Source organism: Hymenobacter plasmatis (genome assembly GCF_020711255.1).
Taxonomy (GTDB): domain Bacteria; phylum Bacteroidota; class Bacteroidia; order Cytophagales; family Hymenobacteraceae; genus Hymenobacter.
Genome location: NZ_JAJFAW010000004.1, coordinates 76,667 through 95,887, shown reverse-complemented (window position 1 = coordinate 95,887; position 19,221 = coordinate 76,667). Strand labels below are relative to the sequence as shown.

Below are 19,221 nucleotides of genomic sequence, written 5' to 3'. Positions count from 1 at the left end.
GAAGAATGAGGAATGAAGAAGGAGGAATGATGGCGCAAAGCGGGTGATATTACCGCTCATTATTTGTCCTTCATTCTGCATTCCTCATCGGAAAAAGGTCGGCCCCAAACCTACTCATTGGGCCGCCAAAATGCGGAACAGAGCAGCGATGGGGCCGACCGGAAAAGGCAAAAAAAAGCAAGCCAAAATCGCACCGCTACAACCACCTACCCTTGCTACCTTCCGGTCCTGGGGGAGTTCAGCAGGAGCTGGTCGTTCTGACTTGCCGATGCAAAGATAAGGCAGGAACCACGGATTAGCGCGGTTTTTAAACGGATTTCGTGGATTTTGTAAGCAACCAGTACGCTGCCGTCCGGATAAGCGCGTGATTAACAGCTTGACTGTTGTGCTGATAGAACGAGTTTCTAGCCTCCTAAAAGCGGGGTTCGGGCAAGGGAGTCGACTATAGAATCCGGGAAAGTCATTCAAAATCCGCGCTAATCCGTGGTTAGCTTTGCACCATGGAACGACTTATCATTCTGGATTTCGGCTCGCAATACACGCAATTGATAGCCCGGCGCATCCGCGAGCTGCACGTGTTTTGCGAAATTCACCCCTACACCCACGCCCCGAACCTCGTTCTGACCGACGATATTCGGGGCGTTATTCTTTCCGGCTCGCCGTGCTCGGTGCGGGAAGAAGGTGCCCCTAACCCTGACCTGAGCCACATTCAGGGCCACATACCGCTGCTGGGTGTGTGCTACGGCGCGCAGCTGCTGGCCCAGCAGGGCGGGGGCGAGGTCACACCGGCCACCATTCGCGAGTACGGCCGGGCCCGGCTTTCCCAATTGGATGAGACCTCGCCGCTGCTCGAGGGCATGCACGCCGAGTCGCAGGTTTGGATGTCGCACGGCGATACCATCCAATCCCTGCCGGCAGGTTACGACATCATTGCCAGCACGCCCGAAGTGGCGGTGGCGGCCTTCAAAATTGAAGGCCAGGATACCTACGGCATCCAGTTTCACCCCGAGGTAACGCACACCACCGAAGGCAAGCAGCTGCTGCACAACTTCGTGGTCAATATCTGCCAGTGCGCCCAAAGCTGGACGCCCGACCACTTTGTGGATTCGGCCGTGCAGGCCTTGCAACATACCATCGGCCCCGACGACCAGGTGATTCTGGGCCTCTCCGGCGGCGTCGATTCCAGTGTGGCGGCGCTGCTGCTGCACCGCGCCATTGGCCCCCGCCTCCACGGCATTTTCGTGGACAACGGCTTGCTGCGGCAGGACGAGTTTGCCACGGTGCTCAAAGCATACGAAGGCCTGGGCCTGAACGTGACCGGGGTGAATGCCGCGCCCGAGTTCTACGCCGCCCTGGTGGGCCTCTCTGACCCTGAAGCCAAGCGCAAGGCCATTGGCCGCACGTTTATTGAGGTATTCGACCGCGAAGCCCACAAAGTGGAAGGCGCAGCCTGGCTGGCTCAGGGTACCATTTACCCCGACGTCATCGAGTCGGTATCGGTGAAAGGGCCGGCCGTGACCATCAAAAGCCACCACAACGTGGGCGGCCTGCCCGACGACATGAATCTGAAAGTAGTAGAGCCCCTGCGCATGCTATTTAAGGACGAGGTGCGGGAAGTGGGTGCGGCCCTGGGCCTGCCCGGCGAGATATTGAACCGGCACCCGTTCCCTGGCCCAGGCCTCGGTATCCGGATTCTCGGCGACATCACCCCCGAAAAGGTAGACCTGCTGCAACGCGCCGACAACGTGTTCATTAACCTGCTGAAGGAGCACGACCTCTATTCCAAGGTGTGGCAGGCTGGCGCCATGCTCCTGCCCATCCAAAGCGTGGGCGTGATGGGCGATGAGCGCACCTATGAGCAAGTAGTAGCCCTACGCGCCGTAACCAGCGTGGACGGCATGACCGCCGACTGGGCCCACTTGCCGTACGAGTTTCTGGCCGAGGTTTCCAATAAAATCATCAACCAGGTGCGCGGCATCAACCGCGTGGTGTATGATATCTCCTCCAAGCCCCCGGCTACGATTGAGTGGGAGTAGGTTCTGATTTTTTGATAACGTCCTTTTGATAACGCCTGTCATGCAGAGCGCAGCGAAGCATCTTCTTACGGCTCAACGATACTGACCTGATAAGATGCTTCGCTGCGCTCTGCATGACAGGCGTATTTTTTTAAAGTAGCCCCTAAGAGATATGCGCTGGCACTGCCTCCAACATATGCCCGACGAAGGCCCGGGCCACGCGGCCGACTGGCTGGCGGCGCACGGCCATTCGCTCACTTTTACACGCTTATTTGAGGCGGATCCGGCATTCCCGGCACTGGCTGAGTTTGATGGGCTGCTCATCCTCGGTGGGGCCATGAGCGTGCACGACGAAGCCAAATTTCCCTGGCTGCGTGAGGAGAAAGCCTTCATCAAGGAAGTATTGCGGGCCGGAAAAGTGACGCTGGCTATCTGCCTGGGCGCGCAGTTGGTAGCCCAGGAGCTCGGAGCCGAGGTGCGGCCCAATGCAGAGCCGGAAATCGGATTTTGGACGGTGCGCTTCTCTGCCAAGGCGCTGGAACACCCACTGTTGCGCGGCTGGCCCGAGAAAGCCGGCGTGCTCCATTGGCACGTCGATACGTTCACGGTGCCGCCGGGAGCTATCCGGGTGGGCATGTCGGCGGGCTGTGCCACGCAGGGTTTTGTGTGGGGCGATGGTATTATCGGCCTCCAGTTTCACCCCGAGTTCACGGTGGAAATGGTGGAGAAGCTGATGCAGTTTGAAAACCACGAGGCGGCCGAAGAGCAGGAATTCGTGCAGACCGCCGAACAGATTCGGGCCAAGCTCAAATCGGTTTGGAAGGGCCGCAAGCTGCTGGAGTCGCTGCTTGCGAATCTGGTGGCCGTACATGAGGGAGAGATGCTGCCTTACTGAACGTTACTAAAATAGCAGTCCTGTAGCACGTAGCCTCGCATGGGGACCCTCACCCCCGGCCCCTCTCCAAAAGAGAGGGGAGCCAAGGCACGAGAACTAGCTCAATTCCTGAAAACCAAAAGCCCCGGCTCGCTTAAGCCGGGGCTTTTCATTGGATTACCGTCAGGCTCCCCTCTCTTTTGGAGAGGGCCGGGGGAGAGGTGCCACACGCAAGGTGCTTCGTTGCGGAAAGCATCACCATTTTAAAACCCTTTCGGCAGCTCAATTCCCTTAATGGTCTTGTACAGGCTCAAGGCATTCTGGTCGGTCATGCCGGCTACGAAATCGGTGAGCAGCAGAATCTTTTCATAAGCCGATACGCCGGTTTGGTGGCCTTCGGCGCGGAACTGCTCGGGCAACAGGAGCAGCAGTTTGCGGCTGCGGTGGCCTTGGCCCTCGTCGAACACGGCGCACAGAAAAGCATCGAGCAAGCCACCAAGCACTTCGAAGCCCGCGGCTTCGATTTCGAGCACCGGGCGGCTGCGGTAGAGCTTTTCGATGCTCAGGCGCTGCACTTCCTGCAAATCAGCCCAGCAGCCCAACTCTTTGATGAGCGGCTGGTCGTATTCGCCACGCAGGATAGCCGGGGCGTGCTGCGCAAACAGGGCCGCCGATTCGGCCACCAGCTTGCCAATCAGGCGGGCGCGGATGTAGCCCAATTCCTCACGCCAGTCGTGCCACTGCACGCTGCCCACGCGGCCGGCCGGGTCGTTGAGCATCTTTTTCAGCAAGCCCAGCCCAGCCTGCGGCTCAATCAGGCCGAGCTTCAGGCCGTCTTCAAAGTCGATGATGCGGTAGCACAGGTCATCGGCCGCCTCTACCAGAAAGGCCAGCGGGTGGCGGTGAGTAAAGCCCAGCGCGGGGTCGCCTTTGGGAATCAAGTCCAACTCGGCGGCTACGTGCCGGAAGCGTGGGTTTTCGGTTTGGAAGTGGCCGTATTTCTTTTCGGAAGCCCCGCCCAATTTTGCCGCTGCCGGCACCAGGCTGGGTTTGGGGTATTTGGTGAAGGCGCCCAGGGTGGCGTATGTGAGGCCCAGGCCGGCGGTGCCGGTGCTGTGCGCGGCGTAGGTATGGGTGAGGATGCGGAAGCCCGCTGCATTGCCCTCAAAGTGCTGCAAATCGGCCACTTCGGCGGGCGTGAGCTTGTCCAGGTACGGCGCGGCGGCGTGGCTGGCAAAGTAGCTGCTGATGGCGTCTTCGCCGGAGTGGCCGAAGGGCGGGTTGCCGATGTCGTGGGCCAGGCAGGCGGCGGCCACGATGTCGCCGCAGTCTTGGTCGAGGTTGGGCAGCAGTTGAGCCAGAGCGGCATCGTTTTCCAGGAGGTGGCGGGCGGCGAGGCGGCCCAGCGAGCGGCCCACCACGGCGGTTTCGAGGGAGTGGGTGAGGCGGGTGTGCACGAAGTCGGTTTCGGGCAGGGGCATCACCTGGGTTTTGCGCTGCAGCCGCCGGAACGCGGAGCTGAACACCACCCGGTCGTAATCCTGCACGAAGGCTCCGCGGACGGGCGCGGCGCTGGGCGGGGGCAATTGCTGGTCGGGAAAACGGCGCTGCGACAGCAGGCGCGGCCAGTGCATGGGCTCGGGCATCGGATGGAGACTGAAGGCGGAAACGGGCCGGGCGGCGTTATTGAGCTAATTTTTGGTCCAGCAGCCGGAAGGGATTTGCTTCGCTGAGGTTCAGGACGAAGCGAATGCGGTCGGTGAAATCCTGGCGGCTGTTGGGCAGGCCGTTCTGGTACTGCGAGCCGGCCACGGGCAGGTACAGCTCAAACACATTGCGGATAACTGGCACCACCACGCCGGCGTCGTAAAAGAGCCGTTGGGCTGGCCGGCCTTCCACTACCTGGCGCTCGGCGGTGGCCCCAAAATCGCCGAATACGGCAAGGCGCGTCACGGGCAAGTCGGCCTTTAGGTTGAGCGTGCTGAGCCATTTGCCGCTTGTGGCGGGCACATAGGCCTTGAAGGCGCCGTCGCGGTTGTCGGTCTGGTGTAATTGGGCCGTCACGGTGTGAGAAATCTGCTGGCGGTCGAGGAAGGCGGTTTGGCGTCGGTAGTCGGGGCTGCCGCTGAGGCCGAGGAAGAATACGTCGTCCCGGGTCTGATTCAGAAAGCGCCCGCCAAACAGGCGCACCGACACACGCTTCTCGGGAGAATAGTACCGCTCGTAGCTGGCCTCGGCCCGGAGCAGCAACGCCGTGCCGCTAAACTCAGCGCCCTTAGACGTATTGTCGAGCTGGTTTAGCTCAACCTGGGCCGCCCAACTTTGCAAGGCATTGCCGGCGTGCACGCCGTACTCCACGGTGGTGATGTTGTTTACGCCCCGGTCCTGGTCGTCCACGGAAGTGAGGGCTATTTTCACCTGGTGCTGGGGCTGGTCGTAGGCCGAGTGGGGCAGCACCACCGTGATGCTGGGCTCCAGCTTCACGTAGCGCTCGAAGCGCTGCACCATGAAGCCCGTAATGACCTGGCGGCTTCCGCGGGCGGGCAGCACGTTGAGCTTGATGGAGGCAATGCCGTTGAGCTCGTTGCGGTTGAAGCTGTACATGGGCATGGCCAGGTACTGCACCTTCTTGATTTGCAGCGGATTGTTGTAGAAGGCCGCGCCGAGCATGAACTTGTCGGACGTATTGGCCCCGAGCACCGGGGCCCAGTTGATAAAGGACCGGTCCCAGCGCTCTACGCCGACCAGCGGCTGCAGGCGCACAGGCTCCCAGCGCCGGAAGTTCCCGTCGCCGAGCAGCAGGCGGTCGTCGCGGCGGTTGAGCTCGGGGGTGATGTATTCGGCATCGACCACCACGGCGACTACGTTTTCCCGGCGGAAGTCGAGCTGCGCTTCGGCGTCGTCTTCGGGGTTGCCGAAGGGTGGCGTCCACAGCGTCTGAAGCACCTTGCCCTGCGCGTCTACGGTGGAAACGGGCACCGCCCAGAGCACCGGCGAATCGGTCCGGACCAGCACTTTCACGACGTCGCCAATTTGCTGCGTGGCAAAAATGTCGGCGTTGTATTCGCGGGTATTGGTCAGCATTTCGCGGAAAAACCAATCCAGCTTCTGGCCCGTGCTTTCCTCAAATACCGCCTCCATATCCTCGGGGTAGGGGTGCTTGAACTGCCACTTGGCATAGTAGGCGTGCATGGCGGCGTCGAACTTTTCCTGCCCCAGGTAGCCGGCCAGGTACTTGAGCAGCGCCGCCGTTTTGAAGTACACGATAATGCCGTAATTATTCTGCCCGAAGGCGGCCGACGTGGGGCCCTGCACCGGCTGGTCGAGGCCCCGGCTGGCCATTACCTGGTACGGCACCTGGTTGAGGGCGCTGCCCGGCAGGCCTTCCACGCCCAGCGCGCTGGCGGCGCGCTTGTTTTTATAAATGCCTTGCAGCAGGCCGTTTTGCGGATTTTCGCGTGCTTCTACCCGGAGCTGCTCGTAGCTGTTCACGCCCTCGTCCATCCATGGGAAGTCGCGTTCGTTGCTGCCCAGAATGCCGTAAAACCAGTTGTGGCCCACCTCATGTACTATGGCGTCGGGCTCGGTCACGGTCACCATGGGGTATTCCATGCCGGAGCCAGCGCTCAGGGCACCGTCCACGGCGGTGGCGGCAGAGTAGGGGTACTCGCCCACCCACTGCGAGTAGTAGGTAAGGGCGTCGTTGACGTCCTGCAGGCCCTTAATCCATTTTTGGGCCTCCTTGTTGGTGAAGAGTACCCACGAGGTAACGGCCCGGCCCGAGGGCAGCGTCACGCTGCCTTTCAGCACGTTGAAGCGTTTGTCGGCAAACCAGGCGAAGTCGTGCACCCGGTCTTGCTTGTAGCGCAGGGTTTTGGTGGCGGCGTCGGAAGCGGGGAATGAGAGGTCTTTGCCGAAGTCCTTGGCCGTCTTTTTGAGCGCGGCTTCGGCGGCCAGTGCATCCATACGGGCACGCTCGTCGGGGTTCTGCAGCTCGCCGGTAGCACCGACGGTATAGTTGGTGGGCAGCGTAATGGTGACGTCAAACGAGCCGTATTCTGAATAAAACTCGCCCTGGTCGAGGTAAGGCATGGGGTGCCAGCCGCGCCGGTCGTACACCGCCGGCTTGGGGTACCACTGCGTAATCTGGTAGCTCTGGCCCACGTGCCCAAAGCGCGAAAACGACGCCGGAATCTTCACCCGAAACGGCGTGCTGATGGTGGCGCTGGCCCCGGCCGCCAGCCGCTGGGGCAGCACCAGCTTGGCCATGTCGGGGTTTTTGGGGTCTAATTCAAGCTTGGCCGGCTGGCCGTTTACCTTAAAGTCGAGCCCGTCGATAAAGCCCCGGTCGGCGGCTTTAGCAAACTGAAACTTGCGCTTGCCGTTGCGCAGCTGCTGCTTAGCAAAGGCCGTGGAGTTGTCGCGGTAGGCGTTGGGCCAGAGGTGAAACCAGATGAACGACAGCGTGGCGGGCGAGTTGTTGATGTAGGTCAGCTCCTCGCGCCCGGTTAGCTGGTGGGTTTTGTCGTCGAGGGTAACGTCAATGGAGTAGTTGACTTCCTGCTGAAAATAAGGCGCCGAAGAAATACGGGGCGTCTTGGCAGGTTTGGCGGGTTGGGCCAGGGCCAGGCCCGGGAGCAGGGCCAGCAACCCGAACAGTATACGGTTTTGCATGCAGTGGTAGAAACGGGGAGTACATCCGTACGAACAACGGATGAGTGAAAGTAGTAGGTGAGGGGCCAGCCGCACGGCATATGGCGCCTCGGGGTACGGCCAGCTTAGCTCAATTCTAGAGAATGGGGTCCTCGTGCGTGCGGCCCAGCAGGCGCACTGTGCCGTAGCCCACCAGCAAAAACAGGCCAAAAACGAGCGTTACGCCCCAGGTGCCGGGAAAGGAAAATGGGTGCAGCACGCGGTTCACGATGTCGTAGAACAGTGTGAGCGGGTTGGTGAGCACGTCCCAGGAATTGAAGCGCAGGTAGCGGCCCAGGTAGATGCCGAAGCTGCTAAGCAGCAGCGCCACCGTGGCAAAGGCCCAGCCCACCCAGGTGCCCAGCCGCCGCTGCACCAACTGCTGCATGTCCGAGAGCGAGGCGTAGGCCAGCATCAGCCCGTTCCAGGCGCAGCTCAGAATCAGGGCCAAATCGTACCAGAGTGGCACCCCCGGGCGGGGATTGAGGTGGAACAGGTCGGTGAGGAGGTAAGGGGCGTTTGGGAAGAACAGTATCCAGGCCAGGCTCACCGGTACCAGCATCCGGGTTCGGAGCGGCGCCTGCGCTATGCCGAGCAAAGTGCTGAGCGCGAAGGGAACCACGGCCAGAAACAGATTCCAAAGCAGAAACAGAAACTGCAGTCGGCCCGTCATTGCCATACGGCCCACCACCAGCAACAGGCTGAGGGTGATGGACGCAGCCAAGACAAAAACCAAGGTGAGCCGGGCACGGGAAAACGGTAGGCTTGAAGAAAGCGACACGGCAAGCAACTGGGTTGGTGAAGGAAAGATAACGCGGGGCGCGGCGTCTGGCGTATACGTATGCGCCGGCACTTCGTGGGGGCCCGGCATTTGTGGCTAATTTTGCGCCGCTTACCACAGGGGCAAGCTTATTATCGGTTAAATGACGTTTACTCTTACGCTGCGCCGGCCGCTCGGGTGGCTGGTGGCCAGCCTACTGCTGAGCAGCCCTGTGCTAGCCCAAACCCCCGGCAAGCCGCGGACTCCCGCGCCGGCTCCTGCCCAAGCGACTTCGCCCGATGCCCGCTACCGCAACGGCAAAGCCCTGCTCGACCAAGGCAAATACGCCGAGGCCCTAAAGCTGCTCGAGCCCTTGGCCCAACCCAAGACCCGCTTCGCCCGCGCCGCCGATGCCGCCTACCTGAGCGCCGTGGCCGCCGCCCGCCTCAAGCAGTGGCCCGAGGCCGAGCAGCTGCTCAACCTGCTCCGGACCGAATACCCCACTTACCCAAACCTGCCCGACGCCCTGCTGCTGCAAGGCCAGGCGTCGTTTGAGCAGGAAGACTACGACACTGCCCTCAAGACGCTGGCCTCGATGCCGGCCGATAAGCTGACGCCGGAGCGCGAGGCCCTGAAGGCCACCTACCTGCCGCGCATCAAAGACCGCAACACCTGGCTTCGCCTCCTGCGTCGCAGCCCCGACGATGCCACCCTGGCGCGGGCCTACGCCGACCACCTGATAGCCGGCGGCGCCTACACCGAAGCCGACCGCCCGGTGCTCGACGAGCTTATCGGCAAGTTCAACCTCGACCGCGCCCGCTACACCCCGCGGCCCCGGGCCACCAAAAAGAGCAGCTACAACGTGGCTGTGCTGCTGCCTTTCGAGCTGAATGACCCCAGCTGGCAAACCCAGCGCAAAAACCAGTTCGTAACTGACCTCTACGCCGGCCTACGCCTGGCCCAGGATAGCCTGCAGCGCGCCGGCCGCCAGCTCCAGCTCTTTGCCTACGACACCGGCGCCGATACCCTTACCCTGAAGCAAGTATTGGCGCAGCCCGAGCTCGCCGGCATGGATTTGCTGATTGGGCCAGTCTATAAATCTGGTGCCCGGCTGCTGGCCCGCTACGCCCGCGACCATCAGATTGTATGCGTCAATCCGCTTTCGGAAGACGCTGATTTGGTGCTCGACAATCCCTGGCACTACCTGTTTGGGCCTAGCTCGGCCACCCAGGGGCGCGTTGCCGCTCAGTTCGCGCTCAATGCCTTTGGCTCCGGCCGGCCCGGCATTCTGCTGCACGAAAAGACCAAAGACGAAACCGCCTTTGCCAACGCCTACCGGACCACCTACGAAGCGCAGGGCGGCAAAATTGGCGTGTTGCGCAGCCTTGATTCCGATGTGGACGCCAGCCTTAGCGCCGCCTTCGCTGGCCTCGACCTGGCCAATGCTAGCCACGTGGTAGTGGCCTCCGACAACCGCCGCATTGGCCCTTACACCCTCAATATCCTGCAGCAGCAACCGGCGGCCAAGCGGCCTCCGCTCATCTGCCCCGGCTCCTGGTTTGATAACCCCCGCATTAGCATCGGCCAGCTCAATTCGCAAGGCATCTATTTCATTCAGCCCAAGTACTACGACGAGCAGGCGCCCGGTTTCCGCCGTTTCCGCCAGCTGTATTTGCAGTACCAGCACATTCCTCCTTCCATTTACGCTAACCAGGGGTTTGAAATGCTGCTGTACTTCGGCTCAGCTTTATTCCAGTTTGGTCCTGCTTTTCAGGCGGGGCTAGCCGGTGCGGCGCCCATGCCGGGGGCTATTTTCGAAGGCCAGAGCTACGCAGGTGGCGCTCATGATAACCAAGTAGTACCCATCGTCAAGCTCAATAACCTGGAGCTGCAGGTGCTACGCTAGGGCGCATCTGTACTCCTCACAGAACATCATGCTGAGCTTGTCTGTCATGCAGAGCGCAGCGAAGCATCTTGTCAGGTGTGAACGATTCGTTATGCGGTGAGAAGATGCTTCGCTGCGCTCTGCATGACAGACGATTGAGTAACTACCCCAACCGTGATGCTCTTCACACTATGAAAGCTTTTAATAATTCTCTTTCGACAGTCACCCCAAATATGCTTAACCTCACCACTTCCGTTGCCTTATTCGAACGTGCTAAACCCCTTATTCCCGGTGGGGTAAACTCGCCGGTGCGGGCTTTCCGGTCGGTTGGCGGCTCGCCGGTGTTTATGCAAAGCGCCCAGGGCGCCTGGCTCACCGACGTCGACGGCAACCGCTACGTTGATTTCATCAATTCCTGGGGCCCCATGATTTTGGGGCACGCACCGCAAGTGGTGCTCGATGCTGTGACCAAAGCCCTGCCCAACTCGCTGAGCTTCGGAGCACCCACTCAGCGCGAGGTCGAGATGGCGGAGTTGATTCGGCAGATGGTGCCCAGCATCGAAAAGGTACGGTTGGTAAACTCCGGCACCGAGGCCTGCATGTCGGCCATTCGGGCGGCGCGCGGCTTTACAGGCCGGGCCAAAATCATCAAATTTGAAGGCTGCTACCACGGCCACGGCGATGCCTTCCTGATTGCGGCTGGCAGCGGCGCCCTCACCGCCGGCGAACCCGATTCGGCCGGCGTGACGCGCGGTGTGGCCCAGGATACCCTCACCGCTCCCTACAACGACCTGCCCGCCGTTGAAGCGCTGATAGCCGCCAACCCCGGCCAGGTAGCAGCCCTGATTCTGGAGCCCGTAGTAGGCAACATGGGCCTGGTAGCCCCCGCCGAAGGCTTCCTGCAAGCCCTGCGCGCTCTTTGCACCAAGCACGGCATCGTCCTCATTTTTGATGAAGTGATGACCGGCTTCCGCCTCGCGCCCGGCGGTGCGCAGCAGCTCTACGGCATCAAAGCCGACATGACGACGCTGGGCAAAATCATTGGCGGCGGACTGCCCGTGGGCGCTTACGGCGGCCGCGAGGATATTATGAACCAGGTAGCGCCCGCTGGTAAAGTCTACCAAGCCGGCACGCTGTCCGGCAACCCCATGGCTACGGCCGCGGGCATGGCCCAGCTGCGCTACCTGCATGAGCACCCTGAGCTCTACACCGCCCTCGAAGCCAGCAGCGCCCGCCTCGCCGACGGCACCCGCCAGATTGCCGCCGACCTAGGCCTGAACTACACCGTGAACCGCGTGGGCTCCATGTTCAGCATCTTCTTTGCCTCCGAGCCGGTGACCAACCTGGAAGATGCCAAAAAGTGCGACACTGCCGCGTTCGGTCGCTACTTCCACGCCATGCTCAACCGCGGCATCTACCTGGCGCCATCGCAATTCGAAGCCTTATTTGTGTCCACGGCCATTACCGACGAGCTCGTCGAGATGTACCTAAAGGCCTGTCGGGAGTCGTTGATAGAAGCCCACGGACTTTAGCGCAAAGGGGCGCAGGCTGAAAAAAATAAGTCCGCGGAGACTTTACTCTTCGCTTTTGACTCCGCGAGACTTAATTTTCCACTTTGCGAAACCTTGCGCTCATATTCCAGCGACCTTTGTCTCATGGTAAAACAGTTTCTTTTGGTTCTGCTAATGGTGCTGGCGCAGCTGGCCCACGCCGAAACCCCCGCCGAGGCCAACAAGCGCCTCTTTGATAAAACCATCGACGAGCTCAACTTCCGCACCATGGAAACGGTGTATGACAAGTCGTTCGCCCGGGGCAAATTCCCCATCACCCTGCGTACGGCGGCCGCCCGCCGCAGCTTCGATGGGTTTGGCAACAATGCTCCGCTCAAGCAGCTGTTCATGAACTACAACGGCATTGCCGAACGGTATAAGAACCGCTACGGCAATGGCCCTAACACCTTGGCCGAATTTGAGAAACAGCTCAAGTCGGTGCTGCTGGATAAGAACTTCGAATTCTTTATTCACAACCTGCCGCGCGATGAGCGGGTGGCCCTCGTACGCGCCGAGCAGCGCCTTATCCAGCAAGCCACGGCTCAATTTAATGCGTCGGGTGCGCCCGAAGAAGTAGCCGCCGTGCCCCCGGCCGACGTGGATGCCCAGCCCGAAGCGGCCATGGCCGCTCCCCTCACTACTCACGAAGACGCGCCGACTACCTCGGCTTCTAACGACGAAGAGCCGCTCTCATCGCAGTCTGCGGCTGATGCCGGGGCCGCCCCGCGCCACGACTGGCTCGACTACTTCACGTTGCTGCTCAGCCTCACCAGCACGCTGCTGCTGTTGTACCTCATCACCACTGTGCTGCCGGGCCTGAGCCGCCGCGTGAACAACCTGTCGGCTGAGCCGGAACCTGAGCCCGAAACCCGCAGCATAGCCAGCCGCCTGCGGCCGGCTCGCTCGCAGGGCCTGCGCGAAGACCGGTACGAGGAGGACGAAGACGACTTCGAGCCTGCCGACCCCTCGCGCCACGACGACGATTAACCCCCTGAATTTGCATCCGCGGAGTAGTTCAGCCCTTCAAATTCAGCCCAACTTGTTCTAATGATTTTAACCGACCAGCAAATACTTGCGGAAATTGAAAAAGGCACCATTGTTATTCAGCCTTACGACCGCAGCTGCCTGGGTACCAATTCCTACGATGTGCACCTTGGCCAATACCTCGCCACTTACCGCGATGAGGTGCTGGATGCCCGAAAGCACAACGAAATCGATGTTTTTGAAATCCCCGAAACCGAGGGGTTTGTCCTGCAGCCCGGCACGCTGTACCTGGGCGTAACCCAGGAATACACCGAGACCCATGCCACCGTGCCCTTCCTCGAAGGCAAGAGCAGCGTGGGCCGCTTGGGCATCGACATTCACGCCACCGCCGGCAAAGGCGATGTTGGGTTTTGCAACCATTGGACCCTGGAAATCAGCGTGTCCATGCCCGTGCGGGTGTACCGTTACATGCCCATTGGCCAGCTGATTTACTTCACGGTGCAAGGCAATGTCAACACCTTTTACAACCGCAAGCTGAACGCTAAATACAACGACCGGACCGACAAGCCCGTGGAGTCAATGATGTGGAAGAACACCTGGTAGTAATGGGGCCGGAGCTGGGTGGGCGGGCCTAAGCTCGAACCAGGGGTACGTTTTCATCGTTTAATGCTCACTGGGCTCGGCTACGCTGGCCCGGTCCTTGCGTAAGCGTGTTACCAAAACCCCTACGACGATGACTACGAAAAAAGCTTTTGCTTCTATGCTGCTGGCGCTTCTGGCCGGTGGTGCTTCTGCCCAGCAAGCCCCGACTGCTTCCACGGTTCAGTTACAGGATAAAACCCAGTCCAGCCCCCGTCTCAATGCGGTGGAGGCCCGAGCCGCTCGCCTCAGCAATCAGATGGTGCGCGACCTGCACCTGAACGGGTATCAGGCGGGTAAGCTCCGCGCCATCAACGACGATAAAATTGCCAAGATGGCGGCCATTGAGCGCAAGAACGCCGGCAACCCGGCCGTGATTGACGCAGAGTGCAAAGGCGTGTGCAAGGAACGCGACAAGGAGCTGCAGGACGTGCTAAGCAACGACCAATACTCCAGCTACTTTAGTGCCCGCTCCACCTACTATAAGTACGATAAGGACTATGCCTCACAGTCGGCCAGCATCTTGCTGACGGAGGCCGTGCAGAACCCTGCGCCGGCCCGGGCCAACAATGCCGTTATTGCCCCCACCAAAGCCAAGCCGACCAGTCGGCCGGCTGGTAACCTTGGCCGGAACGCTCGCTAAGCAAGTAGATTCTAAATACAAAAAAGGCCCGTCGCTATTTGCGACGGGCCTTTTTTGTTGGGGCAGAGGCTTAGCGACCCTGCTCTTGTTTGTCGAGGTAATCGGACAGCTCTTTGCAGAGGGCCCGCATTTTGGCGGCCATTTCCTTGTCGTCGGTAGCCGTCACAATGTTTTCGGCCATGGAGCCGATGTTGTCCACGCAGAAGCGCTTCATTTCATCGACGGGCATGTCCTTGGTCCAGAGGTCAATTTTCATGGTGCCTACCTGCTCCCGGTCCCACAGCGCAATGTTGATGGCTTTGGCGAAGTGGATGTCCGGCCCCGCATCGGTGGCCGACCAGCTAATTGCCTCGGGGACTTTGTTTTCGTCGAGGGCAATGCTGAAGCGGATTTCTGATTTTTTCATCTTGGGTGTATCGAAACAATAAAATAAGAACGTCATGCAGGGCGGAGCGAAGCATCTTTACCGCGTAAGTACTTAAATACTATTGCAGTAAAGATGCTTCGCTCCGCCCTGCATGACGTTCGGAGGTAAAAAATCTACTAAACGTAGTTGTTGAGCATCACCGGCATCACCAGCATCAGGATGCTTTCGTTGTCGTCCGGAGTGGTGGGCATGAGCAGGCCGGCGCGGTTGGGCGTGCTCAGCTCCAGGGTGATTTCCTCGGAGTCAATATTGGAAAGCATTTCCAGGAGGAAGCGGGCGTTGAAGCCGATTTCCATGTCTTCGCCGTCGTACTGGCAGGTGAGGGTCTCCTTGGCTTCGTTGCTGAAGTCCAGGTCCTCGGCCGATACCACCAGCTCGGAGCCGGCCAGGCGCAGGCGCACCTGGTGGGTGGTCTTGTTGGAGTAGATGCTGATGCGGCGCACCGAATTGAGCAGCTCAGCGCGGTTGATGATGAGCTTGTTGGGGTTGCTCACCGGAATCACGTTTTCGTAGTCCGGGTAGCGCTCGTCAATCAGGCGGCACACCAGGCGCATCTGGTTGAAGCTGAAGAAGGCGTTGCTCTGGTTGAACTCCATCTTCACCGGCGTAGCCTCGGAGGGCAGCGTGCCTTTCAGCAGGTTGAAGGCTTTGCGCGGGATGATGAGGTTGGCGGTTTGGCCGGCGCCCACGTCCTGGCGGCGGTAGCGCAGCAGGCGGTGGCCGTCGGTGGCCACGAAGGTTACCTGGTTGTCGGCCAGTTGCACCAGAATGCCGGTCATGGCGGGGCGCAGCTCGTCGGTGCTTACCGCGAAGATGGTCTTGTTGATGGCCCGGGCCAACGACGACGACGGCATCTCAATCGGGGCCGAACCCTTCACCACGGGCACACGCGGAAAGTCGGCGGCGTTCTCGCCGGCCAGCTTGTAGCGGCCGTTGGAAGAGCTAATTTCAATGGTGTAGGTTTCCTCGTCCAGCGTGAAGGTCACGGGCTGGTCGGGGAGGTTCTTCAGGGTGTCGAGCAGGATGCGCGCCGGGGCCGCAATCCGGCCGGTTTCGCGGGCTTCTACCGGCAGCTCGGTAATCATGCTGGTCTCCAGGTCGGAGGCCGTGATGGTCAGCTTACCGGCCTCAATCTCAAAAAGAAAGTTCTCCAGAATGGGCACCACGGGGTTGTTCGTAACCACGCCGTTGATGCTTTGCAGCTGCTTGAGCAGAGCGGAGGACGAAACAATAAATTTCATAAGAAAGGCCTGTGCGTTGAGTGAGGGACGGCAAAGATACGTGGCGGGGTTGGGCTTTGGAAGTGACGTAGGGAGAGGAGTGAATTAAGAATTTTGGCGATGCTGATATGCGCAACAACCGGTCTATGTAGTACTGCTAGTTGGAAGGGGCTGCGACGCGTTTCTGCTTGCTGAGAAAGAATACGGCAATACCTTGTGGAGCGCTAAGCGTCTGGCGGCTGGCGGGCGCTATTGCTGACTTCCTTAGCTTCGAAAAGCAATTCCCACTCATTCTCTTATGAAGCCAACCTCAACCCTTCAAACCGGTTTATTTGTCCTCATGGTTTTGCTGCTGCTTGGGCCCGCGGCAGTAGCTCAACGTAAGGCTGGCGGGCGCAGCAAGGCCACTAAGGGCACGGCCGTAGTGTATGACTCGGTACTGTACAACGGCCTGCGGTGGCGCTCCATTGGGCCGTACCGGGGTGGGCGCGCCGGCACCGTGACGGGCGTGCCCGGCAACCCCAACCTCTACTACATGGGCACGGCCGGCGGCGGGGTGTGGCGCACCACCGACGGCGGCGGCTCCTGGGCCAATATCACCGACAAATACTTTGGCGGCTCGGTGGGAGCGGTGGCCGTAAGCGAATCGGACCCGAACGTGATTTATGCCGGCGAAGGCGAGCAAACCGTGCGCGGCAACGTGTCATCGGGCTTCGGGGTGTGGAAGTCGCTGGATGCGGGCAAGACCTGGAGCAATATTGGGCTGAAGGACTCTCGCCACATCGGCCGCATCCGCATTCACCCCAAAAACCCCGACCTGGTGTACGTGGCGGCAATGGGCGACTTGTATAAGCCCGGGGAGATGCGTGGGGTGTATCGCAGCAAGGACGGCGGCAAAAACTGGCAGCGGGTGCTGTTTGCCAACCCCGACGCTGGCGCTGTCGACCTCATCCTGGACCCCTCGAACCCGCGCATTCTATACGCCAGCACCTGGAACGTGCGGCGCACCCCCTACAGCTTCTCGTCGGGTGGGCCGGGCTCGGGCCTCTGGAAAAGCACCGACGGCGGCGACACCTGGACCGATATTTCACGGGCCGAAGGGCTGCCCACGGGTACGTTGGGCATTATCGGCGTGGCGGTGTCGCCGGTGAACTCCCAACGCGTTTGGGCGCTGGTGGAAGCCGAAAAAGGCGGCATGTTCCGCTCCGACGACGGTGGGGTGCACTGGGCCAAGCTTACTGACGACCGCAACCTGCGCCAGCGCGCCTGGTACTACACCCGCATCTACGCCGACCCGAAAGATGCCGACGTGCTGTACGTGATGAACGTGTCGTACCACAAAAGCAAGGACGGCGGGCGCACGTTCGCGGCCAGCAACGCGCCCCACGGCGACCACCACGACCTGTGGATTGCCCCCGAAAACCCCAGCCGGATGATTATTGCCGACGACGGCGGGGCCCAAATCAGCACCGATGGCGGCCAGAACTGGACCACCTACGGCAACCAGCCCACCGGCCAGTTCTACCGCGTGGTGACCGACAACCACTTCCCGTACCGCATCTACGGCGCGCAGCAGGACAACTCCACCGTGCGCATTGTGCACCGCAGCAGCGGCAACACCATCGGCGACCGCGACTGGGAGAGCACCGCCGGCGGTGAAAGCGCCCACTTGGCCGTGGACCCCCTGAACCCCGACATCGTGTACGGCGGTAGCTACGACGGCTACCTGGCCCGCGTGGACCACGCCAACGAGCAGGAACGCATGGTGAATGTGTGGCCCGACAACCCCATGGGCCACGGCGCCGAAGGCATGAAGTACCGCTTTCAGTGGAATTTCCCGCTGCTGTTTTCGCCCAACGACCCCAAGCGGCTATACGCCGGCTCGAACCACCTGCACGTGACCACCAACGAGGGTCAGTCGTGGGAAGTCATCAGCCCCGACCTGACGCGGAACGACCCCAAAACGCTGGGCCCGTCGGGTGGCCCCATCACCAAAGACAACACTGCCGTGGAATACTACGGCACCATCTTCGCCATCGCCGAATCGCCGGTAGAGCCCGGCGTTATCTGGACGGGCTCGGACGATGGCCTGCTGCATGTGACCCGCGACAACGGCAAAACCTGGGCTAAACTGGCTCCCAAAGGCCTGCCCGACTGGATTCAGATAAACAGCATCGAGGCGCACCCAACGCTGAAGGGGGCGGCCTACGTGGCGGCCACCATGTACAAGTCGGGCGACTTCCGGCCCTACCTCTACAAAACCGCCGATTACGGCAAAACCTGGACGAAAATCACCACCGGCATTCCCGATACCCACTTCACCCGTGTGGTGCGCGCCGACCCCAAGCGGCCCGGTCTGCTCTTCGCCGGCACCGAGTACGGTATGTATATTTCCTTTAATGATGGCGCGCAGTGGCAGCCGTTTCAGCTCAACCTGCCGCCCACGCCCATCACCGACCTCACCTTCAAGAACGACAACCTGATTGCGGCCACCCAGGGCCGGGGCTTCTGGCTGATTGATGACGTAACGCCCCTGCACCAGCTGAGCGCGCCGGTGGTGGCCAGCAAATTCCACCTGTACACGCCCACGCCGAGCTACAAGATGGAAGGCAGCGGCACGCCCGATATTCCCAAAACGGCCGGCCAGAACCACCCCGGCGGCGTGATGCTCTACTATTACCTGGCCCAAAAGAAGGACTCGACCAGCGCCGTGAAGCTGGAAATTCTGGATGCCAGCGGCAAGCTCATCCGCACCTTTGCTAACACCGACCGCGACCTGCGCGATAAAAACCTTACCAAGGAAGAAAAAGCTAAGGCCAAGCGAGAGCTGCTGCCCACCCGCAAGGGCCTGAACCGCTTCGTGTGGGACCTGAGCTACCCCGACGCCAGCCGCTTCGAGGGCCTCATCCTATGGGGCGGGGGCACGCAGGGCCCCAAGGCCGTGCCCGGTACCTATAAAGCCCGCCTCACGCTCAACCAGGAAATCCAGGAAACCGACTTTGTGGTGCTGCCCGACCCCCGCAGCAAAGTCACGCCGGAAGACCTGAAAGCGCAGTTTGATTTCCTGCGCGAGGTGCAGCAGAAGCTCACGGAAACCCACGACGCCATTCGGGACATCCGCACCATTCGCGGCCAGCTCCGCACCATCACGGCGCCCCTGAAAAGCCAGCCCAACGCCAAGGACGTAGTGGACTCGGCCGGGGCCATTGAGAAGAGAATGACCCAGATTGAGGAACTGCTGTACCAGACCAAAAATAAGAGCGACCAGGACCCGCTCAACTTCCCCATTCAGCTCAACAACAAGCTGGCGAACCTGGCCAGCCAAGTTGGCAATGGCAGCTACCGGCCCACCGAGCAGGCCGAGGCCTTCAAGAAGGAGGTGCTGGAGCAGATTAACCAGCAGCTCAGCCAGTTTAAAATGATAAAGGAGCAGGACATTCCTGCCCTCAACAAGCTCATCCGCGACAAGAGCGTGGACGCCATCACGCTCCCGAAAGCGCCTGCCCCGGCCCCGCCGAGCAGCTTGTAGCGC

Annotated in this window: 13 protein-coding genes and 1 other RNA gene; 8 read left to right on the top strand and 6 right to left on the bottom strand. The window is 60.7% G+C overall.

The genetic code is table 11. The annotated features are described in order from the left end of the window. Positions 1 to 171: 171 nt before the first annotated feature. Positions 172 to 269: signal recognition particle sRNA small type (ffs, locus tag LJ738_RS04020), an RNA gene on the bottom strand. A gap of 231 nt (positions 270 to 500) precedes the next feature. Here ffs and guaA point away from each other — a divergent pair. Continuing rightward, on the top strand, positions 501 to 2,036 hold the full coding sequence (gene guaA / locus LJ738_RS04015) for a glutamine-hydrolyzing GMP synthase (RefSeq protein WP_227785027.1): 1,536 nt from the start codon (positions 501 to 503) through the stop codon (positions 2,034 to 2,036). A 175-nt stretch (positions 2,037 to 2,211) separates the two neighbouring features. Further along, a complete protein-coding gene (locus tag LJ738_RS04010; RefSeq protein ID WP_227785026.1) occupies positions 2,212 to 2,910 on the top strand; it encodes a type 1 glutamine amidotransferase in 699 nt (232 codons plus the stop codon). A gap of 242 nt (positions 2,911 to 3,152) precedes the next feature. On the opposite strand, the gene dgt is transcribed toward LJ738_RS04010, so the two are convergent. The 3 genes from dgt to LJ738_RS03995 all read right to left on the bottom strand — a co-directional run bounded on the left by dgt (position 3,153) and on the right by LJ738_RS03995 (position 8,362). Beyond that, positions 3,153 to 4,535: a dGTP triphosphohydrolase gene (gene dgt / locus LJ738_RS04005; protein WP_227785025.1), complete on the bottom strand. Its 1,383-nt coding sequence runs from the start codon at positions 4,533 to 4,535 to the stop codon at positions 3,153 to 3,155. Positions 4,536 to 4,572: 37 nt separating this feature from the next. Then, positions 4,573 to 7,563, bottom strand: coding sequence for a M1 family metallopeptidase (locus tag LJ738_RS04000; protein ID WP_227785024.1), 2,991 nt, complete (start codon positions 7,561 to 7,563; stop codon positions 4,573 to 4,575). 115 nt (positions 7,564 to 7,678) lie between these two features. Next, positions 7,679 to 8,362 (bottom strand): DUF1361 domain-containing protein, encoded by a 684-nt coding sequence (locus LJ738_RS03995; protein ID WP_227785023.1) that lies wholly within the window; start codon positions 8,360 to 8,362, stop codon positions 7,679 to 7,681. Between the two features lie 142 nt (positions 8,363 to 8,504). On the opposite strand from LJ738_RS03995, the gene LJ738_RS03990 reads away from it, so the two are divergent. The 5 genes from LJ738_RS03990 (at position 8,505) to LJ738_RS03970 (ending at position 14,042) form a co-directional block, all read left to right on the top strand. After that, a complete protein-coding gene (locus LJ738_RS03990) occupies positions 8,505 to 10,247 on the top strand; it encodes an ABC transporter substrate-binding protein (protein ID WP_227785022.1) in 1,743 nt (580 codons plus the stop codon). A 212-nt stretch (positions 10,248 to 10,459) separates the two neighbouring features. Beyond that, the gene (hemL, locus tag LJ738_RS03985) at positions 10,460 to 11,758 is read left to right on the top strand and encodes a glutamate-1-semialdehyde 2,1-aminomutase (RefSeq protein WP_227785021.1); all 1,299 of its coding nucleotides are present in this window, start codon (positions 10,460 to 10,462) and stop codon (positions 11,756 to 11,758) included. Between the two features lie 141 nt (positions 11,759 to 11,899). Continuing rightward, positions 11,900 to 12,763 carry a DUF4813 domain-containing protein gene (locus tag LJ738_RS03980; protein ID WP_227785020.1) on the top strand — a complete coding sequence of 288 codons (864 nt, stop codon included), beginning with the start codon at positions 11,900 to 11,902 and terminating at the stop codon, positions 12,761 to 12,763. Between the two features lie 60 nt (positions 12,764 to 12,823). After that, the gene (gene dcd, locus LJ738_RS03975) at positions 12,824 to 13,363 is read left to right on the top strand and encodes a dCTP deaminase (RefSeq protein ID WP_227785019.1); all 540 of its coding nucleotides are present in this window, start codon (positions 12,824 to 12,826) and stop codon (positions 13,361 to 13,363) included. A 130-nt stretch (positions 13,364 to 13,493) separates the two neighbouring features. Then, positions 13,494 to 14,042, top strand: coding sequence for a DUF4890 domain-containing protein (locus LJ738_RS03970; RefSeq protein WP_227785018.1), 549 nt, complete (start codon positions 13,494 to 13,496; stop codon positions 14,040 to 14,042). Positions 14,043 to 14,112: 70 nt separating this feature from the next. Here LJ738_RS03970 and gldC read toward each other — a convergent pair whose 3' ends face one another. Together gldC and dnaN are read right to left on the bottom strand one after the other, a co-directional pair. Beyond that, on the bottom strand, positions 14,113 to 14,448 hold the full coding sequence (gene gldC / locus LJ738_RS03965) for a gliding motility protein GldC (protein ID WP_196281767.1): 336 nt from the start codon (positions 14,446 to 14,448) through the stop codon (positions 14,113 to 14,115). A gap of 137 nt (positions 14,449 to 14,585) precedes the next feature. Further along, the gene (gene dnaN, locus LJ738_RS03960) at positions 14,586 to 15,710 is read right to left on the bottom strand and encodes a DNA polymerase III subunit beta (protein WP_227785017.1); all 1,125 of its coding nucleotides are present in this window, start codon (positions 15,708 to 15,710) and stop codon (positions 14,586 to 14,588) included. 319 nt (positions 15,711 to 16,029) lie between these two features. Between dnaN and LJ738_RS03955 the strand changes: the two genes are divergently transcribed. Continuing rightward, positions 16,030 to 19,218, top strand: coding sequence for a WD40/YVTN/BNR-like repeat-containing protein (locus LJ738_RS03955; RefSeq protein ID WP_227785016.1), 3,189 nt, complete (start codon positions 16,030 to 16,032; stop codon positions 19,216 to 19,218). Positions 19,219 to 19,221 lie beyond the last annotated feature (3 nt).

Coding starts and splice junctions, on each gene's coding strand:
- guaA (WP_227785027.1), top strand. CDS start 501: ATGGAACGACTTATCATTCTGGATTTCGGCTCGCAATACACGCAATTG.
- LJ738_RS04010 (WP_227785026.1), top strand. CDS start 2,212: ATGCCCGACGAAGGCCCGGGCCACGCGGCCGACTGGCTGGCGGCGCAC.
- dgt (WP_227785025.1), bottom strand. CDS start 4,535: ATGCCCGAGCCCATGCACTGGCCGCGCCTGCTGTCGCAGCGCCGTTTT.
- LJ738_RS04000 (WP_227785024.1), bottom strand. CDS start 7,563: ATGCAAAACCGTATACTGTTCGGGTTGCTGGCCCTGCTCCCGGGCCTG.
- LJ738_RS03990 (WP_227785022.1), top strand. CDS start 8,505: ATGACGTTTACTCTTACGCTGCGCCGGCCGCTCGGGTGGCTGGTGGCC.
- hemL (WP_227785021.1), top strand. CDS start 10,460: ATGCTTAACCTCACCACTTCCGTTGCCTTATTCGAACGTGCTAAACCC.
- dcd (WP_227785019.1), top strand. CDS start 12,824: ATGATTTTAACCGACCAGCAAATACTTGCGGAAATTGAAAAAGGCACC.
- LJ738_RS03970 (WP_227785018.1), top strand. CDS start 13,494: ATGACTACGAAAAAAGCTTTTGCTTCTATGCTGCTGGCGCTTCTGGCC.
- gldC (WP_196281767.1), bottom strand. CDS start 14,448: ATGAAAAAATCAGAAATCCGCTTCAGCATTGCCCTCGACGAAAACAAA.
- dnaN (WP_227785017.1), bottom strand. CDS start 15,710: ATGAAATTTATTGTTTCGTCCTCCGCTCTGCTCAAGCAGCTGCAAAGC.
- LJ738_RS03955 (WP_227785016.1), top strand. CDS start 16,030: ATGGTTTTGCTGCTGCTTGGGCCCGCGGCAGTAGCTCAACGTAAGGCT.